The organism is Halomonas urmiana, from assembly GCF_005780185.1.
Taxonomy (GTDB): domain Bacteria; phylum Pseudomonadota; class Gammaproteobacteria; order Pseudomonadales; family Halomonadaceae; genus Halomonas; species Halomonas urmiana.
In genome coordinates, this window is record NZ_VBUI01000006.1 from 141,365 (window position 1) to 162,529 (window position 21,165).

At 68.7% G+C, this 21,165-nt stretch carries 18 protein-coding genes; 12 read left to right on the forward strand and 6 right to left on the reverse strand.

What is annotated here, in order from left to right; all coding sequences use genetic code 11:
- Positions 1-148: 148 nt before the first annotated feature.
- The 9 genes from FEI13_RS05600 to FEI13_RS05640 all read left to right on the forward strand — a co-directional run bounded on the left by FEI13_RS05600 (position 149) and on the right by FEI13_RS05640 (position 11,046).
- Complete coding sequence (locus tag FEI13_RS05600) at positions 149-3,916, forward strand: nitrate reductase subunit alpha (protein WP_138180199.1); 3,768 nt, start codon at positions 149-151, stop codon at positions 3,914-3,916.
- Positions 3,913-5,493: a nitrate reductase subunit beta gene (gene narH / locus FEI13_RS05605; protein WP_138180201.1), complete on the forward strand. Its 1,581-nt coding sequence runs from the start codon at positions 3,913-3,915 to the stop codon at positions 5,491-5,493. Before FEI13_RS05600 ends, narH begins: the two co-directional genes overlap by 4 nt.
- Positions 5,486-6,271 (forward strand): nitrate reductase molybdenum cofactor assembly chaperone, encoded by a 786-nt coding sequence (gene narJ, locus FEI13_RS05610; RefSeq protein ID WP_138180203.1) that lies wholly within the window; start codon positions 5,486-5,488, stop codon positions 6,269-6,271. Before narH ends, narJ begins: the two co-directional genes overlap by 8 nt.
- A gap of 12 nt (positions 6,272-6,283) precedes the next feature.
- A complete protein-coding gene (gene narI / locus FEI13_RS05615) occupies positions 6,284-6,967 on the forward strand; it encodes a respiratory nitrate reductase subunit gamma (protein WP_138180205.1) in 684 nt (227 codons plus the stop codon).
- Between the two features lie 176 nt (positions 6,968-7,143).
- The gene (locus tag FEI13_RS05620) at positions 7,144-7,965 is read left to right on the forward strand and encodes a peptidylprolyl isomerase (RefSeq protein ID WP_138180207.1); all 822 of its coding nucleotides are present in this window, start codon (positions 7,144-7,146) and stop codon (positions 7,963-7,965) included.
- Between the two features lie 113 nt (positions 7,966-8,078).
- A complete protein-coding gene (gene moaB, locus FEI13_RS05625; protein ID WP_138180209.1) occupies positions 8,079-8,663 on the forward strand; it encodes a molybdenum cofactor biosynthesis protein B in 585 nt (194 codons plus the stop codon).
- On the forward strand, positions 8,660-9,916 hold the full coding sequence (locus tag FEI13_RS05630; RefSeq protein ID WP_138180211.1) for a molybdopterin molybdotransferase MoeA: 1,257 nt from the start codon (positions 8,660-8,662) through the stop codon (positions 9,914-9,916). Before moaB ends, FEI13_RS05630 begins: the two co-directional genes overlap by 4 nt.
- Positions 9,876-10,619, forward strand: coding sequence for a Crp/Fnr family transcriptional regulator (locus FEI13_RS05635; RefSeq protein WP_240036442.1), 744 nt, complete (start codon positions 9,876-9,878; stop codon positions 10,617-10,619). The genes FEI13_RS05630 and FEI13_RS05635 overlap by 41 nt, the downstream gene beginning before the upstream one ends.
- Before the next feature lie 22 nt (positions 10,620-10,641).
- Positions 10,642-11,046 (forward strand): putative zinc-binding protein, encoded by a 405-nt coding sequence (locus tag FEI13_RS05640; protein ID WP_138180213.1) that lies wholly within the window; start codon positions 10,642-10,644, stop codon positions 11,044-11,046.
- Positions 11,047-11,059: 13 nt separating this feature from the next.
- Here the strand turns inward: FEI13_RS05640 and iadA are convergent, their stop codons facing one another.
- Genes iadA through FEI13_RS05655 form a run of 3 tightly spaced genes read right to left on the reverse strand, consistent with a single transcriptional unit; the run spans position 11,060 to position 15,710 of the window.
- Positions 11,060-12,232 (reverse strand): beta-aspartyl-peptidase, encoded by a 1,173-nt coding sequence (gene iadA / locus FEI13_RS05645; RefSeq protein WP_138180215.1) that lies wholly within the window; start codon positions 12,230-12,232, stop codon positions 11,060-11,062.
- Entirely contained in the window at positions 12,232-14,865 is a 2,634-nt protein-coding gene (gene cphA / locus FEI13_RS05650) for a cyanophycin synthetase (RefSeq protein WP_138180217.1), read from the reverse strand. The genes iadA and cphA overlap by 1 nt, the downstream gene beginning before the upstream one ends.
- The gene (locus FEI13_RS05655) at positions 14,862-15,710 is read right to left on the reverse strand and encodes a cyanophycinase (protein ID WP_138180219.1); all 849 of its coding nucleotides are present in this window, start codon (positions 15,708-15,710) and stop codon (positions 14,862-14,864) included. The genes cphA and FEI13_RS05655 overlap by 4 nt, the downstream gene beginning before the upstream one ends.
- Positions 15,711-16,020: 310 nt before the next feature.
- Between FEI13_RS05655 and FEI13_RS05660 the strand changes: the two genes are divergently transcribed.
- From FEI13_RS05660 to FEI13_RS05670, 3 genes are all read left to right on the forward strand, one after another.
- The gene (locus FEI13_RS05660) at positions 16,021-16,782 is read left to right on the forward strand and encodes a sulfite exporter TauE/SafE family protein (RefSeq protein ID WP_240036443.1); all 762 of its coding nucleotides are present in this window, start codon (positions 16,021-16,023) and stop codon (positions 16,780-16,782) included.
- Between the two features lie 163 nt (positions 16,783-16,945).
- Positions 16,946-18,349, forward strand: a complete 1,404-nt coding sequence (locus FEI13_RS05665; protein WP_138180221.1) for a serine hydrolase — start codon at positions 16,946-16,948, stop codon at positions 18,347-18,349.
- Positions 18,350-18,457: 108 nt separating this feature from the next.
- A complete protein-coding gene (locus FEI13_RS05670) occupies positions 18,458-19,348 on the forward strand; it encodes a DMT family transporter (protein WP_240036444.1) in 891 nt (296 codons plus the stop codon).
- A gap of 114 nt (positions 19,349-19,462) precedes the next feature.
- On the opposite strand, the gene FEI13_RS05675 is transcribed toward FEI13_RS05670, so the two are convergent.
- The 3 genes from FEI13_RS05675 to FEI13_RS05685 all read right to left on the reverse strand — a co-directional run bounded on the left by FEI13_RS05675 (position 19,463) and on the right by FEI13_RS05685 (position 21,150).
- On the reverse strand, positions 19,463-20,041 hold the full coding sequence (locus tag FEI13_RS05675) for a cytochrome b/b6 domain-containing protein (RefSeq protein WP_138180223.1): 579 nt from the start codon (positions 20,039-20,041) through the stop codon (positions 19,463-19,465).
- Positions 20,042-20,054: 13 nt separating this feature from the next.
- Entirely contained in the window at positions 20,055-20,333 is a 279-nt protein-coding gene (locus FEI13_RS05680) for a PepSY domain-containing protein (RefSeq protein WP_138180225.1), read from the reverse strand.
- Between the two features lie 154 nt (positions 20,334-20,487).
- Complete coding sequence (locus FEI13_RS05685; protein WP_138180227.1) at positions 20,488-21,150, reverse strand: DUF1826 domain-containing protein; 663 nt, start codon at positions 21,148-21,150, stop codon at positions 20,488-20,490.
- Between the last annotated feature and the right edge of the window lie 15 nt (positions 21,151-21,165).

Below are 21,165 nucleotides of genomic sequence, written 5' to 3' on the forward strand. Positions count from 1 at the left end.
TGTATATGGAGGTAACCGGGCAGTAATCGGCGTGGCGATCACCCAGAATCGGCTTCAACGACCCTGGCCGCGAGCGATGCAAGGCGGCGGTGCAGGACGGGTGACCCGGTGCGGTCACGCATCTTTTCGAGGAGCCTGGAGAGCGACCATGAGTCACTTCATCGATCGGCTGAACTTCTTCCGCAAGGCCCGCGAGCCCTTCGCCAACGAGCATGGTGAACTCCGTCAGGAGTCTCGCGAGTGGGAGGACGGCTACCGTCAGCGCTGGCAGCACGACAAGGTCGTGCGCTCCACCCACGGGGTGAACTGCACCGGGTCGTGCAGCTGGAAGATCTACGTCAAGAACGGCCTGGTCACCTGGGAGACCCAGCAGACCGACTACCCGCGCACCCGGCCCGACCTGCCCAACCACGAGCCGCGGGGCTGCCCGCGCGGCGCCAGCTACTCCTGGTATATCTACAGCGCCAACCGCCTCAAGCACCCGCTGGTCAGAAAGCCGCTGATCGCGCTGTGGCGCGAGGCGCTCGCCGAGAAGGGCGACCCGGTCGACGCCTGGGCCTCCATTGTCGAGGACCCGGCCAGGACCAAGCAGTACAAGCGCGCCCGCGGCATGGGCGGCTTCGTGCGCGCCGACTGGGACGAGCTCAACGAGCTGATCGCCGCCTCCAACGTCTATACCGCCAAGCAGTTCGGCCCGGACCGCATCATCGGCTTCTCGCCGATCCCCGCCATGTCGATGGTCAGCTACGCCGCCGGCAGCCGCTACCTGTCGCTGATCGGCGGCGTCTGCATGAGCTTCTACGACTGGTACTGCGACCTGCCGCCGGCCAGCCCTCAGACCTGGGGCGAGCAGACCGACGTGCCCGAATCCGCCGACTGGTACAACTCCGGCTACATCATCGCCTGGGGCTCCAACGTCCCCCAGACCCGCACCCCGGACGCCCACTTCTTCACCGAGGTACGCTACAAGGGCACCAAGACCGTCTCGATCACCCCGGACTACGCCGAGGTCTCCAAGCTCACCGACGAGTGGCTCTCCGCCAAGCAGGGCACCGACGCGGCCCTGGCCATGGCCATGGGGCACGTCATCCTCAAGGAGTTCCACCTCGACCGGCCTAGCGGCTACTTCACCGACTACGTGCGCCGCTACAGCGACATGCCCTTCCTGGTCGAGCTCGAGGCTCGCGAGGACGGCAGCTACGCGCCGGGCCGCCAGATGCGCGCCAGCGACTTCGAGGCGAGCCTCGGTCAGGGCAACAACCCCGAGTGGAAGACCGTCGCCTGGGACGAGACCCGCGACCAGCTGGTGGTGCCGCGCGGCTCCATCGGTTTCCGCTGGGGCGAGACCGGTGATGAGGTCGGCAAGTGGAACCTCGAGCCGCTGGACGCCGAGGGCGCCGAGATCAAGCCGCTGCTGACCCTGGCCGAGCAGCATGACGAGGTGGCCAAGGTCGCCTTCCCCTACTTCGGCGGCATCGCCCACGAGCACTTCGATCACGTCAAGAGCGGCGGCGCCAGCGACGAGCTGCTATTCCACAGCCTGCCCGTCAAGCGCCTCAAGAAGGCCGACGGCTCGGACGTGCTGGCGGTCACCGTGTTCGATCTGATGTGCGCCAACTACGGCATCGACCGCGGGTTCGGTGAGGACGACGGCGCGACCTCCTACGACCAGATCAAGCCCTACACCCCGGCTTGGCAGGAGAAGATCACCGGCGTGTCGGCCGAGCAGGCCACCCGCATCGCCCGCGAGTTCGCCGACAACGCCGACAAGACCCGCGGACGCAGCATGATCATCGTCGGTGCCGGCATGAACCACTGGTACCACATGGACATGAACTACCGCGGCCTGATCAACATGCTGGTCATGTGCGGCTGCATCGGCCAGAGCGGCGGCGGTTGGGCTCACTACGTGGGCCAGGAGAAGCTGCGCCCGCAGACCGGCTGGACCCCGCTGGCCTTCGGGCTGGACTGGCAGCGCCCGCCGCGCCACATGAACTCCACCTCCTTCTTCTACAACCACTCCAGCCAGTGGCGCTACGAGAAGCTCGAGATCAAGGAGATCCTCTCGCCGCTGGCCAAGGCCGAGGACTACCCCGGCAGCCTGATCGACTTCAACGTGCGCTCCGAGCGCATGGGCTGGCTGCCCTCCGCGCCGCAGCTCGGCACCAACCCGCTGCGCCTGGTTGATGCCGCCAAGGCCGCCGGCATGAGCACCGCCGACTACGCCGTGGACCAGCTGAAGCGCGGCAATCTCGCCTTCGCCGCCGAAGATCCGGACAACCCGCAGAACTTCCCGCGCAACATGTTCATCTGGCGCTCCAACCTGCTGGGCAGCTCCGGCAAGGGCCACGAGTACATGCTCAAGTACCTGCTCGGCACCCGCCACGGCATCCAGGGCAAGGACCTGGGGGACTTCGGCGGCCAGAAGCCCGAGGAGGTCAAGTGGCACGACGACGCGCCCGAGGGCAAGCTCGACCTGCTGGTGACCCTGGACTTCCGCATGTCCACCACCTGCCTCTACTCGGACATCGTGCTGCCCACGGCGACCTGGTACGAGAAGGACGACCTCAACACCTCCGACATGCACCCCTTCATCCACCCGCTGACCGCGGCCACCGACCCGGCCTGGGAGTCGCGCAGCGACTGGGATATCTACAAGGGCATCGCCAAGGCCTTCTCCAAGGCCTGCGTGGGGCACCTGGGTGAGGAGACCGATTTGGTCACCCTGCCGCACCAGCACGACTCTCCCGCCGAGCTGGCCCAGGTCGAGGTGCGCGACTGGAAGAAGGGCGAGTGCGAGCCGGTCCCCGGCAAGACCATGCCGGCGCTGATCGAGGTCAAGCGCAACTACCCCGAGACCTATGAGCGCTTCACCTCCGTGGGCCCCTTGCTCGAGAGCATCGGCAACGGCGGCAAGGGCATCGGCTGGAAGACCGAGAAGGAAGTGGAGCTGCTCGGCAAGCTCAATCACGTCAAGACCGAGGGATCGGCCAAGGGCCGCCCGCGCATCGAGTCGGCCATCGACGCCGCCGAGATGATCCTGACCCTGGCGCCGGAGACCAACGGCCAGGTGGCGGTGAAGGCCTGGGGCGCGCTCTCCAAGATCACCGGGCGCGACCACACCCACTTGGCGCATCCCAAGGAGGAGGAGAAGATCCGCTTCCGCGACGTGGTGGCCCAGCCGCGCAAGATCATCTCCAGCCCCACCTGGTCGGGTCTCGAGGACGAGCACGTCTCCTACAATGCCGGCTACACCAACGTCCACGAGCTGATCCCGTGGCGCACCGTCAGCGGCCGCCAGCAGTTCTACCAGGATCACCCCTGGATGCGGGCCTTCGGCGAGAGCCTGCTGGTCTACCGGCCGCCCATCGACACCAAGGCGGCGGTCAGCCTGGCCGAGACGAAGGGCAACGGTAACCCGGAGATCGCCCTGAACTGGATTACCCCGCACCAGAAGTGGGGCATCCACTCTACCTACAGCGACAACCTGCTGATGCAGACCCTGTCGCGGGGCGGCCCCATCGTCTGGATGTCCGAGGATGACGCGAAGTCCATCGGCGTCGAGGACAACGACTGGATCGAGCTCTACAACGCCAACGGCGCCATCGCCGCCCGGGCGGTGGTCAGCCAGCGGGTCAAGAACGGCATGGCGATGATGTATCACGCCCAGGAGCGGATCCTGAACATGCCGGGTTCCGAGATCACCGGGACTCGCGGCGGCATCCATAACTCGGTGACGCGGGTGTGTCCCAAGCCGACCCACATGATCGGCGGCTACGCCCAGCTCTCCTACAGCTTCAACTACTACGGCACCGTCGGCTCCAACCGCGACGAGTTCGTCATCGTGCGCAGGATGAAGAAGATCGACTGGCTGGATGGCGAAGGCAACGACTACGAGCAGGAGGCCGTGAAATGAAGATTCGTTCCCAGGTAGGCATGGTCCTGAACCTCGACAAGTGCATCGGCTGCCACACCTGCTCGGTGACCTGCAAGAACGTCTGGACCAGCCGTGAGGGCGTCGAGTACGCCTGGTTCAACAACGTCGAGACCAAGCCCGGCATCGGCTATCCCAAGGAGTGGGAGAATCAGCAGAAGTGGAAGGGCGGCTGGCTGCGCCGCAAGGATGGCCACATCGAGCCGCGCATCGGCGGCAAGTGGCGGGTGCTGGCGAACATCTTCGCCAATCCCGACCTGCCGGAGATCGACGACTACTACGAGCCGTTCACCTTCGACTACCAGCACCTGCACACCGCCAAGCAGGGTGAACACCAGCCCACCGCGCGGCCGCGCTCACTGATCTCCGGTCAGCGCATGAACAAGATCGAGTGGGGTCCGAACTGGGAGGAGATCCTCGGTACCGAGTTCGCCAAGCGGCGCCGCGACGCGAACTTCGAGAAGATCCAGGCCGACATCTACGGCCAGTTCGAGAACACCTTCATGATGTACCTGCCGCGGCTGTGCGAGCACTGCCTGAACCCGACCTGCGTGGCGTCCTGCCCCAGCGGCGCGATCTACAAGCGCGAAGAGGACGGCATCGTGCTGATCGACCAGGACAAGTGCCGCGGCTGGCGGATGTGCATCTCCGGCTGCCCCTACAAGAAGATCTACTACAACTGGAAGACCGGGAAGTCCGAGAAGTGCATCTTCTGCTACCCGCGCATCGAGGCCGGCCAGCCCACGATCTGCTCCGAGACCTGCGTGGGGCGCATCCGCTACCTCGGCGTGCTGCTCTATGACGCCGATCGCATCGAGGAGGTGGCGAGCTCCCCGGACGAGCGCGACCTCTACCATCGCCAGCGCGAGATCTTCCTCGACCCTAACGACCCCGAGGTGATCGCTCAGGCGAAGCGCGACGGCATCACCGACAACGTGATCGCCGCCGCCCAGGCCTCGCCGGTCTACAAGCTGGCCATGGACTGGGGCCTGGCGTTGCCGCTGCACCCGGAGTATCGCACCCTGCCGATGGTCTGGTACGTGCCGCCGCTGTCGCCGATCCAGTCCGCCGCCGAGGCCGGCCAGGTCGAGTATGACGGCGTGCTGCCGAAGATCGAGTCGCTGCGCATCCCGGTGAAGTACCTCGCCAACCTGCTCACCGCCGGCGAGGAGGCCCCCGTGGTGCTGGCCCTCAAGCGGCTGATGGCCATGCGCCTCTACATGCGCGGCAAGCACGTGGAGGGCGAGGCCACTACCGAGATGCTCGACGAGGTCGAGCTGACCGAGGGCCAGGTCGAGGAGATGTACCGCTATCTCGCCATCGCCAACTACGAGGATCGCTTCGTGATCCCGACGAGCCACCGCGAGATGGCCACCGAGGCCTTCCCCGAGCGCGGCGGCTGCGGCTTCAGCTTCGGCGACGGCTGCCACGGCGACAGCAGCGAGAGCCTGTTCGGCGGACGCAAGACCACCACCACCCTGGTCCAGCCGGTAGAGACCTATGACCCGCAGAGCGGGGGACGGCGCGACGAGAAAGCCAAGGAGGTGCGTCATGACTGAGGCCGCGATCCAATACCCCGCCGCGGAGCCGGACATGCTGAGCCTGCGCGTGCTGGCCCGGCTGCTCGACTACCCCGGCGAGGCGCTCCAGGGCGCCGCCGGCGAGATGATCGAGCTCATCAGTGCCGAGCGCCGGCTTCCGGCCTCGCTGCGCACCGCCCTGATGGACTGGTGCCAGCGGCTGGCCGAGGCCGACCTGCTGGAGCTGCAGGCCGAGTACGTGGCGCTGTTCGACAAGGGACGCAGCACCTCGCTGCTGCTCTTCGAGCACGTCCACGGCGAGTCCCGCGACCGCGGCCAGGCGATGGTCGACCTGCTGGCCGAGTATCGCGCCGCGGGCTTCGAGCTCGATGCCCGGGAGCTGCCCGACTACCTGCCGCTGTTCCTGGAGTACCTGTCGACCCGGCCGGAGGCCGACATCGGCCGCTGGCTCGGCGAGATCCGCCACATCCTGGCGCTGCTCGTCGCGCGCCTCGAAGAGCGCGACGCCGATCACGCCCTGGTGCCGCTGGCGCTGCTGGCGCTGATCGGCGCCGAGGGCGACGTCGACGCCCATCGCGATAGCGTCAAGGAGGAGGCGCCTGACGACACCCCCGAGGCGCTGGACGAGGTCTGGGAGGAGGAGGCAGTGCGCTTTTCCGCCGCCTCCGATCAGGACTGCGCCCTGCAGTCCGCCGAGGGTCGCCGCCTCGCCGAGCGCAAGCAGGCCGTGCCCAGCGACCCCGTCAGGATCATGCCCGGCAGCGGCCCGACCGAACGCGGCCCGACCGAACGCTAAAGGAGAACCGTCATGTTTGGTGAATACCTGCAACACCTGATCTATGGCTACTACCCCTACCTGGCCGGCACGGTGTTCCTGGTCGGCAGCCTGCTGCGTTACGACCACGGCCAGTACACCTGGAAGACCGGCTCCAGCCAGATGCTCTCGTCGAAGAACATGCGCCTGGCCAGCAACCTCTTCCATATCGGCATCCTGGTGATCTTCTTCGGCCACCTGTTCGGCATGCTGACCCCCCACTGGGCCTATGCGCCCTTCCTGTCGGCGGGTGCCAAGCAGATGCTGGCCATCGTCATCGGTGGCATCGCCGGGGTGATGTGCCTGGTGGGCGGCGCCATGCTGCTCTACCGCCGCCTGACCAACCCGCGGGTCAAGGCCTCGTCGAGCGTCATGGACAACGTCATCCTCGGGCTGATCGTCTTCCAGGCGGCGCTGGGCGTGATCAGCGTGTACTTCTCGCTGGGCCACCTGGACGGCGAGATGATGCTGACCCTGGCGGGCTGGGCACAGGCCATCGTGTTCTTCAGCGGCGGGGCGGCCGACTACATGGCCGAGGTCTCCTGGATCTACAAGGTCCACGTCTTCCTCGGCCTGACCATCATCCTGCTGTTCCCGTTCTCGCGCCTGGTGCATGTGTGGAGCGTGCCCTTCGGCTACGTGACGCGCCGCTACCAGCTGGTCCGCAAGCGGGGCTGAGACAGGCCTTGCCCACACCTCCGGCAGGGGCGCCGGGGGCAGGGCGAAGAGGAGGTCATTTGCCATGGATGGCAAATGTAGCGCCCAGGGAGGGGGTCACAGCGCCTCCTCGCAGCCCTGCCGCCGGAAAAGCCCCCTCCTACCGGACCGTTGAGAAGAGCTCCAAGGATTTAGCCATGCAAAAGATCGATATCGAGATGATTCCCGGGGGCGCCAGCCCGCCCCCGATCCGGGTCGGCGAGGCCGTCATCGCCGAGGCCGCCATCGCCGAGGAGATGCAGTACCACCCCGCCGACAGCGCCGGCACCGCCCAGCTCCAGGCGGCCCGGGCGCTGGTGGTGCGCGAGCTGCTGCGCCAGCGGGCCGAGGCCCTGGGCCTGGCCGAGCAGGCCACCGCGGCGGTCGACGAGGCCGACGACGCCATCGCCGCGCTGCTCGAGCGCGAACTCGACGTGCCCGAGCCCGCCGAGACCGACTGCCGGCGCTTCCATGCCGCCCACCCCGAGCGCTTCAGCGAGCCGACCCGCCTCAGGGTGCGCCACGTGCTGCTGGCCGCGGCCCCGGATGACGCCCCGGCCCGTGACGCCGGCTATCGTCAGGGCGAGCAGCTGCTCCGCGAGCTCGAGGCGGCGCCCGAGCGCTTCACCGAGCTCGCCCAGCGCCACTCCGCCTGCCCCTCGAAGGAGGCGGGCGGCGAGCTTGGCTGGCTCGCGCCCGGCCAGACCGTCGCCGAGCTCGACCGGGCGCTGCAGCACCTGCCCGTGGGGCTCCACCAGCGGCCGCTGGCCTCGCGCTACGGCTGGCACCTGGTCAGCATCGACGAGCGGCAGGAGGGACGCGAGCTGCCCTTCGAGCAGGTGGCCGAGCGGGTTCGACACAGCCTGCGCGAGCAGGCCACGCGCCGCGCCCTGCGCCACTACCTGCTGGCGCTGGAGGCCGAGATCGGCGTCGAGGGTCTCTCCCTCGATGACGACGGCGGCAGCGCCCTGATGCAGTGACGACGTGCGCGAGGGCCCGCCAGCCAAGGCACGGTGGGAACTCGCGCTTTCTTGATGCGCGTCATTCCCCTCGTCTCGGCGCCGGCTCATCATTCACGGCAAGGAGGACCCTCATGTCCCATGTTTCTGCCAATACGCCCTTCGTGCCCCTGGGCATCGCCGTGCTCACCGTCTCCGATACCCGCGGCTTCGCGGAAGACGGCAGCGGCGACCTGCTCGCCGAGCGCCTGACCGCCGCCGGCCACCACCTGGCGGAGCGCCAGATCGTGCCCGACGACGTCTACCGCCTGCGCGCCGTGGTCTCGGCCTGGGTGGTGCGCGACGACATCCAGGCCATCCTGGTCAACGGCGGCACCGGCTTCACGCCGCGCGACACCACCCCGGAGGCGCTGGCGCCGCTGTTCGACAAGGCCATCGATGGCTACGGCGAGCTCTTCCGCCAGCGCTCGCTGGCCACCATCGGCACCTCCACCATCCAGTCCCGCGCCGTCGCCGGACTGATCGACCGCACCCTGGTGTTCGCCATGCCCGGCTCGCCCAAGGCCTGCGCCACCGCCTGGGACGACATCCTGGTCGAGCAGCTAGATGCCCGTACCCGGCCCTGCAACTTCGTCGCCATGGTGCGCCCGCAGCTCGCGCCCTGCGTCTCCCGCCAGGCGACATCCGAGCAGGACGCGGCGCAGGGAGCGACGGCATGAACTGCGGCTGCGCGGATGTCGTCACCCCCGGTCTGCTCGACCTGTTCGAGGCCCGGGCACGCATGACCCAGGCCGCCCGGCCGATCGCCGGCCTCGAGTGCGTGGCGCTGGAGGCGGCCGCGGGCCGGGTGCTGGCCGCGCCGGCGCGCTCGACCCTCGATATGCCCGGCGTCGACAACAGCGCCATGGACGGCTACGCGCTGCGCCGCGACGAACTGGCCGGCGCGCCCTCGGGCCTGCCAGTGCGGCTTCGCGTACCGGCCGGCGCCGGCGTGACCCGCCTGCCCGAGGGGGGCTGCGCGCGCATCTTTACCGGCGCCCCGGTGCCGCTGGGAGCCGATGCCGTGGTGCCCCAGGAGAAGGTGAGCCTGGACGCCGCGGGTCGGGTGCACGTTGCGGGCGAGCTGGCCGCCGGCGCCAATATCCGTCGCCGCGGCGAGGAGAGTCGCGCCGGCGAGGTCCTGCTGGCGGCGGGAGGGCGGCTCGACGCCGCTTCTATTGCCCTGCTGGCCGGCCAGGGCATCGCCAGCGTCACGGTGCAGCGGCGCCTGCAGGTGGCGCTGGTCACCACCGGCGACGAGCTGATTGCCCCCGGTCAGGCCTGGCGGCCGGGGGCCGTCTACGACAGTAGCGGCCCGATGCTGCGCACCCTGCTGGCCGGCCAGGGCTGCGAGGTGCTCGACCTGGGCCCGGTGCTCGATACCCCCGAGGCGTTGGCCACCGTGCTCGCCGAGGCCCGCGACCACGCCGACTTGGTGCTCTGCACCGGCGGTGTCTCGGTGGGTGAGGAGGATCACGTGCGCTCGGTGCTGGAGCGGCTCGGCGGCATCGCCTTCCACGGCGTGGCCATGAAGCCTGGAAAGCCCTTCGCCCTGGGCTGGCTCGGTGCCTCGCTGGAGGCCGGGACGCCGCTGATCGGCCTGCCCGGCAATCCGGTGGCCTCGCTGGTAGGTTGGCAGCTGTTGGCGCTGCCCTTCGTGCAAGGACGCCAGGGGCGCGTGCCCGCGCCGCTGCAGCGCTTCCCGGTCGCCGCCGGCTTCTCGCGCCGTGCGAGCCACGGTCGCCGCGAGCTGCTGCGGGTGGTGCTGGACTGGCGCGCCGGCACCCCCGTGGCGCGACTGGCCGGCGGCCAGGGCTCGCACATGCTCGGTGCCGCCAGCCAGGCCCACGGCTACCTGATCATCGACGCCGATACGCCCGTGGAGGAAGGCCATGCCTATGGATACTGTCCCGGCACCCAGTTCCTCGACTGAGTTGCTGCTGCGGCCGCGCCAGCTTCGCGAGCTGGTGCGCGGGGTGCCGTGGCTCGGCGGCCTCGACGACGAGGCCCTCGAGGTGTTGCTGAAGGATACCGGGGTGCGCACCCTGGCGAGCCGCGAGTGGCTGTTTCGCCAGGACGCCCCGGCCCGGCGAGTCTACATCGTGATCAACGGCCTGGTGCGCCTGGTGCGCAGCGGCCGTGACGGTCGGCTGGCGACCATTCGCTGCGTCGAGCGCGGCGGCACCCTGGGTGAGCTGAGCATGGTCTCGGGGCCGGGGAGCTACCTCTATTGTGCCGAGGCGCTGCGGCGTACCCAGGTGCTGGCGATCCCCGCGGCGCGCTGCCGCGAGATCCTGGATCGCCATCCCGAGTGCCGGGCGGAGTTCATGAGCCGACTGGCCCTGGAGCTCACCGAGCGTCTCGAGGACCTGGCCCTGCTCACCCAGGCCGACGCCATGTCGCGACTGGTCAGCTATCTCCTCCGTCAGCTGCCCGTCGGGCATCACCGGGGGCAGCAGGTGGTGCGCCTGACCATCCCCAAGCGCTGGCTGGCCGCCCAACTCGCCATGACCCCGGAGACCCTCTCGCGCCTGCTGGCCAGGCTGCGCGAGGAGGGCATCATCACCATCGATCGCCAGCGCCTGGTCGTGCTCGATGAGCACGCGCTGCGCGACTTCTTGCTGGACGACGACTGACGCCGTCGCCCTGGGAGGCTGAATGTCACGCACCGCTAATCGACCCCGTCCCCTGATCTACGCCTGCTCCGGCTGCTCCGACGTGGCCCAGCTCGCCAATGAGGTCGCCCTGCGCCTGGATCATCGGCGAGACGCCGAGATGTCCTGCATCGCCGGCGTGGGCGGCGGCGTACCGGGCCTGGTGCGCACCGCCCGCTCGGGTCGCCCCATCGTGGCCATCGACGGCTGCCAGATGCACTGCGCCGAGCACTGCCTGGCCAACGCCGACGTCGCGCCCACCGAGCACGTGCGGCTCTACGAGCAGGGCCTGAAGAAGCGCAAGGGGCGGCGCTACGACGAGGCGACCATCGACGCGGTCACCGAGCAGGTGGGCGAGCTGATCGCTCGGCTGCCCCTGGGAGCGACGGCTCGCGTCATGGACACCTGAAGCGTCCACGGCACTACGGCGAGCTGTCCCTGGCGTAGAGTCGCTTCCCTGCCACGAAGGTCTGTTGTGGCTGGAGATTTCCATCGAGCAGGGTCACGTCGGCATCATGGCCGATGGCCAGGCGACCCTTGCGGTCATGCAGCCCCAGCACCCGGGCCACATGGCCCGAGATCAGGCCCAGGGCCTGATCGAATGGCAGCACCTCCTCATGGACCAGGCGCTGCCAGTCCGCAATCAAGGCGGTGTTGCGCGCCACCCGCATGCCGATGTAATTACCCTGCGTATCGAACTCGGGCAGGCTGCCGTTGCAGTCGGAGCTCATGGTGATACGGGTGACCGGCACGCCGCGCGCGAGCAGCCGCGACACCGCATCGAAGCCGGAGAGCCCCTCCTCGCCGGGGTCGTCGAAGGCGGTCACATCCACGCTGGCGGCGAAGGTCAGCGCATAGTCGGCGGCCTCCTCGAGCAGGGCGCGGTGGCGGTTCACGTGGGTGGGGATCACCTGCTCGGCGGGAATCTCGGTCTCCGCGAGCAGCCGGCGCAGCGGTTCGAGTCCCCGCTGTCCGTCGCCGACATGAAAGTGACAGATGCCGCGCTTGCCGGCCAGCATGCCGCCGACGCGCGCCTCGCTGACCAGCCGCGCGATCTCGTCCTGACGGGGTTGGCTGGAGCGATGATCCGAGATCGCCAGCTCGCCCAGGCCGATGACCTCAGGGATCCAGGCCAGGTCGCGCTGCACGTCGCCGGTGAGGGTCGGTGGCGGCACGCGATACGACCCCGTGTACATGTAGGCCGCGATGCCCTCGGCCTTGAGCCCACGCACCTTGGCCAGCAGGTCCGCCGGCGAGCGGCTGATGCCGTCGGTGCCCAGCACCCCCACCACGGTGCCGATTCCCATGGCGGCGATCTCCCGGGCGGTGATCTCGGGGCAGCGGCTGCCGCAACCGCCTTCACCGCCGCCACCGGTCACATGCACGTGCTGGTCGATGAAGGCGGGAACGGCGGTGAGGTCGCGCGCCTCCACCAAGTGCACGGGCCACCCTTCCGGCACGGCGAGGTCGCGCCCCAGCGCCGCGATCCGCCCGTCCGCGATCAGCAGGTCAGTGGCCTCGAGAGGCGCCGGGGCGAAGATGCGGCCGACGCGCAGCAGGGTCAGCAGGGGGGCGTCCCGCTCATCGAGGGACATTATGGCGACTCGTCGGTGGGCTCAGTCGCCGACGGCGGCGAGAAGCGGCGGCCCTTCAGGCGCTCGATGGCGCCCTCGACATCGTCGATTAGCAACACCAGCAGGTCACCTTCGCTGGCCTCATCGAAGGCCCGGTCGACGGCCTGCTGCTCCTCCAGGACGAGCTCGACCCGGCAGCCCCCCATCGACTCGGCACCGTCGCGCAACAGGCCGGCGGCTTCGCCGATGGCACGACCGCGGGCGTCGGTCTCGTAGATGAAGACGACATCGTGCATCCGGGCGAGCAGCGTGCCCAGGCTGAACAGGTCTTCGTCGCGGCGATTGCCGGGAGCGCTGGCTACGCTGATGCGGCGTCGCGCCGGGATGCAGCTCACCAGCTCGCTGAGGGCCTCGAGTGCCGGCACGTTGTGTCCGTAGTCGATCAGCACCTTCATGCCGTCGGCGTCGATGAGGTTGGTGCGTCCGGGATTCTGGCCGGGGGTGGGATGAAAGGTCTGCAGGCCCATCTGGATATCGCCGATGGAGAGTCCCAGGGCATAGGCGGCCGCGCTGGCGGCCAGGGCATTGGCGAGATTGAAGCTGGCGTGCCCCTCGAAGGTGATCGGCACGTCCAACACCGGGATCACCTCGGCCTCGACATGGCCCTGACGCATCACGATGCGTTCGTTGTTCACGGTAAAGGCCACCCCATGATCGCGGACATGCTGACGGATGGGGCGTGAATCAGGGTCCAGGGTGAAGAAGATGATATCGCCCCGGGCCCACTCCTGGCCGGCCAGCACCCGGGGGTCATCGGCATTGAGCACGGCCGTACCGCTCTTGCTCACGGCATCGATCACCACCGTCTTGCAGCGCGCCAGCTCGTCGAGGGTGTGGATGTCGTGCTCCCCCAGGTGGTCGCTGGCGATATTGAGCAGCACCCCGACGTCGCACTCGTCGAACCCCAGGCCACGGCGCATGATGCCGCCGCGGGCCACTTCGAGCACGGCGTATTCGACCGTGGGTTCGCGCAGCACGATGGCCGCCGCCTGGGGGCCACTGTAGTCGCCGCGCATGATGACATGGTTGTCGATCTCGATGGCCCCGGTACAGGCCATGCCGACGTTGCGTCCCGCCTGGCGCAGCAGGTGCGAGAGCAGGCGCACCGTGGTCGTCTTGCCGTTGGTCCCGGTCACCGCCACGATGGGAATGCGGGCGTCGGACTCGCTGTCCGGGAACAGCATGTCGATCACATGCTGGCCGACATCGCGGCCGTGGCCGTGGGTGGGCGACAGGTGCATGCGAAAACCGGGCCCGGCATTGACCTCGACCACCGCGGCGGACTGCTCCTCCAGTGGCCGGGTCAGGGTCTCGGCCAGCAGGTCGATGCCGATGATGTCGAGCCCGACCAGGCGCGCGATCCGCTCCGCCGCATAGCGGACCTCCGGGTGGACGTCGTCGGTCACGTCCGTGGCCGTGCCGCCGGTGCTCAGGTTCGCCGTGGGCTTCAGATAGACGATCTCGCCCTTGGGAATCACGCTGTGCAGGGTCAGGTTCTGCTGGTCGATCAGCCGCTGGGACTGCTCGTCCAGCTGGATCTGCGTGAGCAGGTTCTCGTGCCCCACGCCGCGACGCGGGTCGTCGTTCTCCCGATCAACCAGTGCCTGCAGCGTGGCGACCCCATCGCCGATCACATGGGCCGGTCGCCGCCTGGCGGCGGCCACCAGCTTGCTGTCGATGACCAGCAGTCGATGATCCTCGCCTTTGATGTATTGCTCGACGATCACCGAGGGATTGCGGTGGGCGGCGATGCCGAAGGCCTCGCGCAGGGCCTGGCCATCATCGATGTTAGTGCTCACGCCGCGGCCGTGGTTGCCGATCAACGGCTTCACCGCGACGGGGTAGCCGATGTCGCGCGCGGCGTCGAGGGCTTCATCGACGCAGGCGCAGACCCGGCCGTGGGGAACCGGAATGCCGGCGTCACCGAGCACCTGCTTCGTCCAGGCCTTGTCGTCGGCGATGCCGTAGCCGATCAGATCCGTATGGCAGGTCACCGTCGCCTGGATCCGCTGCTGGCGGTGGCCGTGACCCAGCTGGATGTAGCTGTTCTCGTCACTCAAGCGGATGTGGGGGATGTCACGACGCTCGGCGGCCGCCACGATCGAGGCGGTGGAGGGGCCCAGCATGTGGGCGTCGCGTACCGCCTTGAGGCGGGCGATGATCGCCGGCATGTCGATCTCGTCTCCCTGGAACAGCCGGGTGACCAGCTCGACGGCTTCGACCCCGGCCGCCAGGCCGCAGGCTTCGTCCCGGTAGCGGTAGACGACGTTGTAGATCCCGGGCTCGTAGCTATCGATGGTCTTGCCGTAGCCGACCGAGAAGCCGATCAGGTTCTGGAGTTCGATCGCTACATGCTCGACGACGTGACCGGCCCAGGTACCTCGCTCCAGACGCTCCACGAAGCCGCCGGGTCGGCCGACCGAGCAGCGGTGCTCTTGGAGGGTGGGCAGTAACCCGAGGAGGCGTTCGACGATGCCGGGGATGGTATCGCTCGGCCGCTCCTCGAGTTCGCCGATGTCCAGGCGCATGAGGATGGCCAGGTAGCGGCTGTAGTAGTTAGGGCCCCGCAGGGCCCGGTGTTCGAGGATATTCATCGGTAAGCCTCCAGCAGGGCGTCGAGCTCCTCGGCAGCGAGATAGCGACGTGCCTCGATATCGAAGCCGTGACCGCTGACCAGCGCATGCAGGATCAGGTGCTCGATGGCCACCGCCTCCCCCATTGCCAGGTCGGCGATGTTCGAGCTCGCCAGGTCACGGCTATCGATGAGGATGACATGGCCCGGGCCGATGGCTTCGAGAACCCGATTCGCATGAATGATCACTGCGGCATCCTCGCCCAGCCCCACGCCCAAGTGCTCCGGGTTAGTCGCCCCGACCTCCATCAGGCGCGTGAAGCGACCGCGCTCGAGGAAGTGGCTGTCGATGATCAAGCCTTCGACGAGGCCGAGGCCGAAGGTCATATTGACGGCGCCCTTGCGCAGGGCATCGGCGGCAGCGCCGTTGTAGATCATGGTGCCCGGCATAGCCGCCGCGCCGGCACTGGTTCCGGCCACTACTGCGCCCTCCTTCAAGCGGCGGCGGATGGCCGTCAGGGTCGCCGAGCCGCCCATCACGTTGGTCAGGCGCAGCTGGTCACCGCCGGTGAAGAAGATGACGCCGCTCTGCTCGATCAGGCGGACGGTGTCGGCATCGGCCGCCTGGTGGCGGTCGCGGATGCTCAGGGAATGAACGTGGCTGGCGCCCAGGCGAGAGAAAGCCGCTTCGTAGTCGGGTAGTACCTCGTCGGGGATGCTGCTCGCCGTGGCGATGACGGCGACCTCGCCATAGCCCTCGGGTGCCAGGGCAAAGACCTGTCTCAGGATCTCGAGGTCGGAGGTCCTGTCCTCGGCGCCGCCGATGGCCACGATGCGGCCAGATGCCACGGGGTGTTGGGAAGCCATAAGCTGTTCGTCGCCCAGTGCCGCTTTAGAGCAAACGCAGACGCCATGTCCGCGTGAGTCACGTGCCGAATGGTAGGATGCTTGCCGCTTACGTTTTTACTTATACCTACGCTTTCACTTATAACAGGCATTTCGGCGCGGGGCACGTTCTCGCTGCCTGCCTCGTGTGCAACGCTAAGGGGGACTCGATACCGCTGCCTGCCAGGAATCGCCACGGGCAGGCTCGAGCGTCCGATCCGTGGCAGGCCCGGTCGATGACAGGCGGGATCGTCGCCATGGACGGGATAACCATAACCATGAGGGGACAGCCGTGGTGCTAGAGTCGCTCTCGCCGCTGCCGGGGGCCATCAACCTGTTGCTGGTGCTGCTGTCGGTCCTGACCTCGGCCTTCACGGCGGCGGTGGGCGTGGGCGGCGGCGTGCTGATGATCATGGCACTGGCCCAGGTGATGCCGGCCACGGCGCTGATCCCGGTGCACGGCATGGTCCAGCTGGGCTCCAATGTCGGCCGGACAGCAATGACCTGGCGCCACATTGATCGCGCCACCCTGCTGGCCTTCCTGCCCGGGGTGGCGCTGGGCGCCCTGGCCGCCGCCTGGCTGCTGGTACGCTTGCCAGCCGGGGTGCTGGAGCTGTGCATCGCCGCCTTCGTGCTCTTCACCTGCTGGGGGCCGGGGCTGCCCGGGCGCGCCCTGGGTCGCGTCGGCACCCTGATCGTCGGCGCGGTGACGACCCTGCTCTCCAGCCTGGTCGGCGCCAGCGGCCCGGTGGTGGCAGCCTTCATCAAGCAGCGCCAGGCGGGGCGGCTGGCCAAGGTGGCGACCTTCTCCGCCTGCATGGTGGCTCAGCACCTGACCAAGGCCTTCGTGTTCGGTGCCGCAGGCTTCGTCTTCCGCGACTGGCTGGCGCTGATGCTTTCGATGGTGGCGGCGGGCTTCGTCGGCACCTGGCTGGGGCTGCGGCTGCTGCATCGCCTCTCCGAGCGGCGCTTCGATGTCCTCTTCCGCTGGGCGCTGACGCTGCTCGCCCTGCGCCTGGCCTGGCTCGGCGCCCAGCGCCTGGGCCTGGGCTGAGTCGCGTCGTCGAAAAGGCCCGAGTCGGACTGGCGTGTCTTGTCCCATGACCTCGACGAACAGGTCGAAAAATCGTCGAAGAGTCTGATCTTTACCCTGTACAGGACGCGGCGGCTAGCCATAATGTCTAGGTGTCACTGGAGCAACTTCGAGGGAACGCATCATGGTGCCTATCACAACAACTATCCGGCGCCGTAGAGGGGTCATCTGCTCGCTGCTGGCCTGCCTGCTGCTGGTCTCCGGCCTCGCCCAGGCCGGCAATCCCCGTTATGCCGGCATCGTCATCGATGCCGATACCCAGGAGATTCTCTACGCGGAGAACGCCGACCGGCTGCGCTATCCCGCCTCGCTGACCAAGATGATGACGCTCTACCTGATGTTCGAGGCGCTCGAGGAGGGCAGGCTGAGCATGGGTCAGTCGCTGCCGGTCTCCGCCTACGCGGCCTCCAAGCCGGCCTCCAAGCTCTACGTCAAGGCCGGCTCCACCATTCCGGTGGAGACGGCCATCGATGCGCTGGTGATCAAGTCGGCCAACGACGTGGCCGTGGTGGTGGCCGAGGCCCTGGGCGGCAGCGATGCGCATTTCGCGAAGATGATGACCGACAAGGCCCGCGAGCTCGGCATGCAGGATACCGTCTTCCGTAATCCCAACGGCCTGCCCGATGCCGGCCAGGTCACGACCGCACGCGACATGGCGGTGCTCTCGCGCCACCTGATGCGCGACTTCCCCCAGTACTACCCGCGCTTCTCGCGGACGAGCTTCACCTGGCGGGGCAAGACCATCACCGGCCATAATCGCCTGTTGAAGAGCTATCCCGGCGCCGACGGCCTCAAGACCGGCTTCATCCGCGCCTCAGGCTTCAACGTCGCCACCTCGGCGGTGCGCGGCGACCGCCGCCTGCTGACCGTGGTGATGGGCGGTTTCACCGCGGCCTCGCGGGATGCGCATACCGCCGACCTGCTGGATCGCGGCTTCATGCGTGCGTCGCTGGCCGATGGCCGCGGCTGGCTGGCCAGCGCGGACATCACCGGCGGCCGCCTCAGGCCCGGCGAGCCCCAGGCACCGGGGCAGCCGGTCGGTCACGACGTGCGCCTGGCGAGCCTCGATTCGGCGCCGCGCACGGCCGCCCCGGCGCGCAGCGAGGGCGCGGCCCCCGTCACGGCTGCGCCCTCGCTCGCCGCCGCGCCGCAGCCGGCCACGCGGATCACCCGCGTCGAGCGTCCCGTCTCGGTTGAGGCGGCGGCCCCGGCCCAGGGTTCGGCCGAGGATCCCATTCGCGAGCTGATCGCCGATGGCGGCACCGCGCCGGGTTCCCTCGCCCGGGGCCGCTGGGGCGTTCAGGTCGGCGCCTTCAGCGATGCCGGCCACGCCCGCAGCCTGGCCGCCCGGGCCGCCGACCGCCTGGCCAATGAGCTAACCAACGCCCGAGTCGCCGTGGGCAGCGCCGAGTCGGCCGGCGTCTACCGCGCCCGGCTGGTGGACATGAACGAGGGGCAGGCGCAAACCGCCTGCCGTCGCTTGGTGGCCCAGGGCATGGAGTGCATGGTAGTGCAGGCCAGCCTCTGAGCCCTTGCCCCCGCCCGCGCCACCGACTAGCCTGACCTCTCTAACACCCCGCCGACCTCCAGGCCGGCGGGGTGGTTGTTTTCGTCGCCGCCAGGGAGGGCCGTCGGCATGTCATCGACCTACTCGTCATCGACCTTCAAGGGAATCGGCTTCATGTGCCTGGGCGTGTTCTGCCTGGCACTGGGCGATGCCATCACCAAGTGGTTGGGCGAGGTGCACTCCCCGCTGCAGATCATCTTCTTTCGCACCCTGGTGTCGCTGCCGCTGATCGCCCTGATTGCGCGCTTCAATGGCGGCCTGCGGACCCTGTCGACTCGGCGTCCCGGGGTGCACCTGCTGCGCGGCCTGATCTTCAGCGGCACCATGATCTGTTTCATGTGGGGCCTCACCCTGCTGCCCCTGGCCGAGACCACCGCCATCGCCTTCGCTGCGCCGCTCTTCGTCACCATCCTGTCGGTGCCGCTGCTCGGTGAGCGGGTCGACGGGCCGACGCTCGTCGCCACGCTGCTGGGCTTTGTCGGCGTGCTGGTGGTGATACGTCCGGGAGGCGCGAGCTTCCAGCCCGGCGCCCTGGTGGTGGTCGGCGCGGCGGTGTTCTATGCCCTGACCATGCTGACCGCGCGGCGCTACGGTGATCGCGAGCACCTCTGGGCGATGGTCTTCTACACCACCCTGGTGCCCCTTGTGGTCTCGGCGACGACGCTGCCCTGGGTGTGGCAGACGCCGGCGCCACTGCACTGGCCGGCCTTCCTGGTGGCGGGCGTGCTCGGCGTGGGCGCCATGACCGGCCTGACCCTGGCGTTTCGCTACGCGCCGGCGGCGTTGGTCGCCCCCTTCGACTACACGGCCCTGCTGTGGGCCGTGGGCCTGGGCTGGTGGTTCTGGGACGAGGTGCCGGATCTATGGGTCTTCGTCGGCGGCACCCTGATCATCGCCAGCGGCCTGGCGATCGCCCACCACGAGCGGCGCACCACCTTGAAGCGCCGGCCTACGGCCTGAAGCTCGCGCCGCCAGGCGGGAACCGGCGTCAGCATGACTCGCCGGCGGCCTGCCGGTCCGTCCGGGCCAGGGGGACCAGGCCGTGCTCTGCGTGTCCGATCCGGGCAGGGCCGATCAGCGCGAGGCCGGCTCCTCGGGGATGCGCCGGTCGCCGTGCAGCATGCCCGCGATGAGGTTGTCGCGGCGCTGGCGACTCTCCCAGAGCGCGCCGAGCACGTGAAGCGGCACCAGCACGAGGAGCGCATCGCTCATCAGCTCATGAGCCTCCTCGACCCACGCCACCCCCCAGAAGCGGTCGGTCTCCTCCATCATGAAGCCGGTCGCACCGAGCCCCAGCAGCAGGGCCAGCAGCGTCAGCATCATCACGGCCCCCAGCGGGGTATGGGTGATCCCCGGGAACGGCGGGGCCGCTGCGCGCCCCCTGCCAGTGGCGGTCGCCGGGCGCAGCGCCGCGCGCAGGCGCCCGGGCGTCGGCCAGAAGCTCGTCCAGCGGGCCGACCAGGGGCCAACGAAACCCCACAGGATCCTCACGCCGATCAGTGCCACCACGCCGTAGCCGATCCACTGATGCCAGCGCTCGCCCTCCTCGGTGAGAAACGCATTGACCGCGACGCCCGCTACCAGCGACCAGTGCACGATGCGCACCAGCGGATCCCAGACGCGGACCCGCCGGCGACTCGCCTTGGCTCTCATGACGCGGCCTCCCTCAGTCGATCTCCTGCTTGACGATGCTGCCGTCGACCGGGTTGAAGTAGATCTCGACGCGGCGTTCCTGATCGTCCCAGCCGTAGATCTCGTAGCAGTTGCCGTCGGTGGTCTTGAACGCCTTGATCTCGTAGCCCATGTCGGCGATCTGCTGCTGCATCGCCTCCTCGCTCATCCATTCCTCCTGAGGCGACTCGGTGCAGGTCGGCCCGGCGAGGGCCGTCAGGCTAACCGCCATCAGGCCAGGGACGAGGATGCCGGTAATCAGGGTGCGCTTCATGTCAGAACCTCCAGAGTGTCGGTATCGAACGGCCACCCGGGCGGTGACCGAGGCTGTCCCCGGCCGCCGATGGCGGGAAGACCCTCGCATCATCGGACATCGAGCTTACGAGAGGCTTAACGGGCGAGCGGCCCACCGCCTGAGGCGCCTGCCGCTAGGCGGGATCCAGCGTCAGCAATAAGCGCTGTTGGCCTGCCGGCAGGTCCGGGCTTCGGTGCACCAGCCCGTGCGCCTCGTTGCCGATCCACCCGTTGCCCTTGAGCAGCGCCAGGTCACCGATCCCGAGTCGTTCCACGGCGCTCGGTTCGGTGACGATCTCCGGCTTCTCGGGCCGAGGTGCCCCCAGACCGTGGCGGTTCACCGCCCACTCGGGCAGCCACTCGCTGCCGGGGCCGTGGTAGGTCGTGACCAGGCGCACGGGCAGGTTGTCGCAGTGAAAGCGGGGACACATGGCGCTGTCCAGCCGGCGCAGGCGCAGGCCCACGGTATCGGTGTCGAACAGGTAGGCCATGGCGTCGGCCAGGGTCACGACATCCTCGATCAGGTCGCCGCAGCCGTCGGGCGCATGGAGGTGTTGCGAAAGCTCCGCGCGCAGTGCGTCCCCGGCGGGGCCGAGCCAGGCAAAGGAGAGCGCCCGCTCGCTCTGGAGCTGTGCCTTCACGCCGGCCTCGACCCCGTGGGCAAGCCGGCGCCGCATGATGGCGATGTTGATCTCCTCCTCGAAAATGCGGGGCAGGATGCTGATCTCCTCGCCCTCGGCATGGCGGAGAGTAGTGCGAGAGCGAGGGGAGGTCTGGCGGAGTGCACTCGACGGCATGGCGTGATCCCTACG

Coding starts and splice junctions, on each gene's coding strand:
- FEI13_RS05600 (WP_138180199.1), top strand. CDS start 149: ATGAGTCACTTCATCGATCGGCTGAACTTCTTCCGCAAGGCCCGCGAG.
- narH (WP_138180201.1), top strand. CDS start 3,913: ATGAAGATTCGTTCCCAGGTAGGCATGGTCCTGAACCTCGACAAGTGC.
- narJ (WP_138180203.1), top strand. CDS start 5,486: ATGACTGAGGCCGCGATCCAATACCCCGCCGCGGAGCCGGACATGCTG.
- narI (WP_138180205.1), top strand. CDS start 6,284: ATGTTTGGTGAATACCTGCAACACCTGATCTATGGCTACTACCCCTAC.
- FEI13_RS05620 (WP_138180207.1), top strand. CDS start 7,144: ATGCAAAAGATCGATATCGAGATGATTCCCGGGGGCGCCAGCCCGCCC.
- moaB (WP_138180209.1), top strand. CDS start 8,079: ATGTCCCATGTTTCTGCCAATACGCCCTTCGTGCCCCTGGGCATCGCC.
- FEI13_RS05630 (WP_138180211.1), top strand. CDS start 8,660: ATGAACTGCGGCTGCGCGGATGTCGTCACCCCCGGTCTGCTCGACCTG.
- FEI13_RS05635 (WP_240036442.1), top strand. CDS start 9,876: ATGCCTATGGATACTGTCCCGGCACCCAGTTCCTCGACTGAGTTGCTG.
- FEI13_RS05640 (WP_138180213.1), top strand. CDS start 10,642: ATGTCACGCACCGCTAATCGACCCCGTCCCCTGATCTACGCCTGCTCC.
- iadA (WP_138180215.1), bottom strand. CDS start 12,232: ATGTCCCTCGATGAGCGGGACGCCCCCCTGCTGACCCTGCTGCGCGTC.
- cphA (WP_138180217.1), bottom strand. CDS start 14,865: ATGAATATCCTCGAACACCGGGCCCTGCGGGGCCCTAACTACTACAGC.
- FEI13_RS05655 (WP_138180219.1), bottom strand. CDS start 15,710: ATGGCTTCCCAACACCCCGTGGCATCTGGCCGCATCGTGGCCATCGGC.
- FEI13_RS05665 (WP_138180221.1), top strand. CDS start 16,946: ATGGTGCCTATCACAACAACTATCCGGCGCCGTAGAGGGGTCATCTGC.
- FEI13_RS05670 (WP_240036444.1), top strand. CDS start 18,458: ATGTCATCGACCTACTCGTCATCGACCTTCAAGGGAATCGGCTTCATG.
- FEI13_RS05675 (WP_138180223.1), bottom strand. CDS start 20,041: ATGAGAGCCAAGGCGAGTCGCCGGCGGGTCCGCGTCTGGGATCCGCTG.
- FEI13_RS05680 (WP_138180225.1), bottom strand. CDS start 20,333: ATGAAGCGCACCCTGATTACCGGCATCCTCGTCCCTGGCCTGATGGCG.
- FEI13_RS05685 (WP_138180227.1), bottom strand. CDS start 21,150: ATGCCGTCGAGTGCACTCCGCCAGACCTCCCCTCGCTCTCGCACTACT.